This window comes from Rhodococcus sp. YH1 (genome assembly GCF_009939605.1).
Lineage (GTDB): Bacteria > Actinomycetota > Actinomycetes > Mycobacteriales > Mycobacteriaceae > Rhodococcus > Rhodococcus aetherivorans.
In genome coordinates, this window is the sequence record NZ_WVTE01000156.1 from 1 (window position 1) to 3,635 (window position 3,635).

General features: G+C 64.5%; 2 protein-coding genes and 3 pseudogenes. 4 read left to right on the top strand and 1 reads right to left on the bottom strand.

Features of this window, described 5'->3' with window-relative positions; all coding sequences use genetic code 11:
- Positions 1–127: 127 nt before the first annotated feature.
- From AIIKEEIJ_RS13135 to AIIKEEIJ_RS13150, 4 genes and pseudogenes are all read left to right on the top strand, one after another.
- Positions 128–229 (top strand): annotated as a pseudogene (locus tag AIIKEEIJ_RS13135) (ATP-binding protein); the annotation flags it as partial.
- Positions 230–307: 78 nt separating this feature from the next.
- Positions 308–1,606 carry an IS110 family transposase gene (locus AIIKEEIJ_RS13140; RefSeq protein WP_238406339.1) on the top strand — a complete coding sequence of 433 codons (1,299 nt, stop codon included), beginning with the start codon at positions 308–310 and terminating at the stop codon, positions 1,604–1,606.
- Positions 1,599–2,051: pseudogene (locus AIIKEEIJ_RS13145) on the top strand (ATP-binding protein); the annotation flags it as partial. The gene AIIKEEIJ_RS13140 and the pseudogene AIIKEEIJ_RS13145, both read left to right, overlap by 8 nt.
- Before the next feature lie 72 nt (positions 2,052–2,123).
- Positions 2,124–2,273 (top strand): annotated as a pseudogene (locus tag AIIKEEIJ_RS13150) (transposase family protein); the annotation flags it as partial.
- A gap of 510 nt (positions 2,274–2,783) precedes the next feature.
- Here AIIKEEIJ_RS13150 and AIIKEEIJ_RS13155 read toward each other — a convergent pair.
- Positions 2,784–2,993, bottom strand: coding sequence for a hypothetical protein (locus AIIKEEIJ_RS13155; RefSeq protein WP_161995828.1), 210 nt, complete (start codon positions 2,991–2,993; stop codon positions 2,784–2,786).
- Positions 2,994–3,635: the final 642 nt, after the last annotated feature.

The following is a 3,635-nucleotide window of genomic DNA, read 5'->3' on the forward strand; positions in this document are numbered from 1 at the left end:
TGCTCTTTCGTCGAGTCGAGTTGGTAGCTCTCTCGAAGAATCACGCGGTGACCGTCTTTCGTCCGGTTACGACACGCCGGTCATCGGATCCGATCCGGCTCGTACACCATCCTGATGGACGCAACCCCGGACATTGCTCGGTGACCTGACCTCACTGAGATTCCTCGATGCGCACCAGTCCGCGATCCTCCTGGGACCCGTTGGGGTAGGCAAGACTCATTGTGAGACTCAAGGTCCAACTCTCGAGCCATGAGCGTTGGGGCGTTCACCGAGAGGCGAGCGTCTGCCAGAGTTGATGTCGGTAACCATGACTGACCCGAAAGACTCACTGGCCGACCCGCACCTGCGCGGTCGCGCCCTTGCCTTGGATATGTCGTCATGGTCGCCGGCATCGACCTGGCCCACCGACTGCTGGCCTGATCAGAAGCCTGGCCGAATCGTCTCGTGCCTCATCACAGTCCTGCCACACGGTGACCGCACCCAGGTCGATGCCGACCTCGGCACTCCCCGAACATTGAAGGAGAACACCGTGCACTCCATGCTTGCAGACCAAGTCGATTACGTCATCGGGGTCGATACCCACCGCGACAGCAACACCGCCGCCGTCGTCGAAGCATCGACCGGCGCCGCCCTTGTCCACATGCAGTGCCCCACCGACGCCATGGGATACCGACGCTGCTTCGACTTCGGCACTCGGCACGGAGCCGGGCGACGCGTGTGGGCCATCGAAGGCAGTGGCAGCTTCGGCTCCGGACTGACGACCTTCCTGCTCGAACGCGGCGAATGGGTCGTCGAAATCGACCGACCCGCCCGTCCGGCCCGGCGCAACGGCGCCAAGAACGACGAGCTCGACGCGGTCCGCGCCGCCCGCGAGGCCCTGTCGCGCGACCACCTCGCTGCTCCTCGCGCTCGAGGAAACCGGGAGGCCCTACGTGTGCTGCTCACCGCCCGACAAGGCGCGATCGTGTCCCGTACCAAAGCGATCGGACAGCTCAAGGCGTTGATCGTCAATGCTCCTCAGGCTCTGCGTGAGCAGATGCGCCGTGGAAGCACCAACGACCAACTCGAACGGGGTGCGCGTCTGCGCACCCTGCCCACCCACTCCGTCGAGCACCGCACCACCGTCCGCGGCATCCGAGCAGTTGCCCGTCGCGCGTTGTTCCTCGAAGCCGAAGCCGCCGAGCACGAAAGCGCCATCGAAGAACTCGTCATGGCCATCTGTCCCACACTGCTGGAACTGCCCGGGGTCGGGGCCGTGACCGCCGCGCAGTTCATCGTGTCCTGGTCGCATCCCGGACGCGTGCGCAACGAGGCTGCGTTCGCTTCCCTCGCCGGAGTGGCGCCCATCCCGGCCAGCAGCGGCGCCACGGTCCGGCATCGGCTGAACCGTTCCGGCGACCGGCAACTCAACCGCGCCCTCTACACCGTGGCGTTGTCCCGGCTTCAACATAACCCCGAGACGAAAGCCTATGCCGCACGCCGAACTCGGGAAGGCATGACACCACGCGAGATCAAGCGTTGCCTCAAACGTGCCATTGCCCGCCAGATCTACCGTCATCTGGAAGGTCACGCAACGGGGCTACAACAGCTTCCTCACGCCGCTTGACGAACATAGAAGCATCCTGGCGACAGCATTGGGCCACATAGCGATCCGTCGACGACGTAGCGTCCTGTTCGCGCGATCGGACAAACTGTTCACCCGGCTACGAGCTGCTCGCCTGGACAACACCGTCGATGCCGAGATCCGACGGTTGACCGCAGTCGACGTCCTGATCATCGACGACTTCGCGCTCAGGTCGCTCGATGCCACCGAGACCAGCGACTTCTACGAGCTGATAGTGGAGCGGCATCGGAAGAAAACCACGATAGTCACGTCGAATCGCGAGCCCTCTGAGTGGCTGACCATGACCGCAGACACGCTCCTCGCTCAATCAGCCATCGATCGACTGACCTCCACCGCGCACACCCTCATCATCGAAGGGCCGTCCTACCGGCAACGCACCCGACCTGGAACAGTTGACGAAGACACCGACAACACGCATCCTCAATAACGCGCCACGGTGGTCCCTACCCTCTGGCAATCAGGTGGTCCCATCACCCTGGCAAGCGACAGGGAGCGCTCCGAAGCCGGACACGACTTGTGGTACTCGGGCAAACACCGCCGACACGGCGGCAACATCCAGGTCCTGACCGACCCGACCGGCTACCCGGTCTGGGTCTCCGACGTCGAACCCGGCTCGGTCCACGACATCACCGCTGCTCGACTCGGCGGAGTCCGGCCGGGCGTCAGTCAGTTCACTATCGGGGGATCTCGCCAGACTCCTATCAGGACATGACGGCCCGCCGGGCTGCACTCAAACGAGTGAGCCGAGCCGGTCGACACGTCGCAGACAGGACAGCCACCAACCTGCAGTGGCGTCAGAAGAGCCGTGAGCCAGACCCGCCCACCAGACCCATCCTGCGTCCGCCGAGCCGAGACCGTCACGCCCATCAAGGAGTCAGACCAACCGGTCCACGAGATCCATAGTGAAGAGCCGGAAATCCACGTGAGTTCCCGAAATGGCGGCCACCCAGTCAGTCCTGTGCCCTGGGTATCGACAGAGTGGCTGCAAGCGGTCCCGGTGACGGAGCGGACTATGACGCGCAACCTGTTTGTCGGCATGGGAAATGTCGGACGCGGTCACCGTTTGGAAGCGGGTGGTCTTGGCCGGTTCTTCACTCATTCCCAAGCGCATCGAGAAGCGGACGCCCTGCGGGCGGCTGCGCACAACCGATCGGAGACCCTACGGGTCCCTGTATTGCCTTCGGCCCCTTCCCCAACGCTGCCCGGTCACCATGCCCCGATAGACCATCTCGGCCAGCACTTCTGGCCCCACGTCAGAGATGACGTGCGGCTTGCGCTGGACCCGCTCGTTCGTGTCGACCCTCACGATCGGGTGCTCCACCGCCAGAATGGAGACGAAGGATACTGGCGCCCAGTCGGTTTCACGCACGGGAATGGCACCCCTGCGCGCAGCGTCGAAGCGCTGACGTCGGACCTCGGGAGATGAGCGACGAATGCCCGACGTGCCGCGGCTACCGGAACGGCCCGCGCACACGTCGCAGCGAAACACCTCAAGCCTCTCGACCGGAGAGGGCGAGAGGCTCGTTAGGTCAGGACGTCAGTGAGGACCCCAGCGGGGTGAGAAGGAGGAGGTGGGCGTCGAATGCCGAACCATGAGAATTGCGCCCTGGGGGCGTGTGGATAGACTCCACCGTACGGTGCATGACAGCGCTCCTGTCGTGTGCCCAGACCCCGGTTCGGTGTTCCAGCACCAGCCGGGGTCGACCTGTATTCAGGCCGGTGCAGGGATGGTCCCACGTGTGGTGGGGAGCGTCAACCTCGAACGCATGTTCGTGTCGCACGAACTGGGGAGCCGCCGGATCCGGGTTCGCCGCGCGCCCACTGTCGACGATGTGGAGGCGTCACCGATCCGCCGCGCGCGTGGGTGGTGCCCGGTAACGTCGCGGTCAAGTCCCGTGAGGTGGTGTACGACGTCGTCGCGTGATTCCTCGTCGGTGGATCAGGCGGTCAAGGCCGGTGTCACCTCCTCGGTGCCCTCGGTGACACTGTCGGCGGGCTTGTCGGTGCGGGA

What these genes read in the sequence shown, in the direction of transcription:
- AIIKEEIJ_RS13140 (WP_238406339.1), top strand. Translation starts at nt 308, where the DNA reads ATGACTGACCCGAAAGACTCACTGGCCGACCCGCACCTGCGCGGTCGC.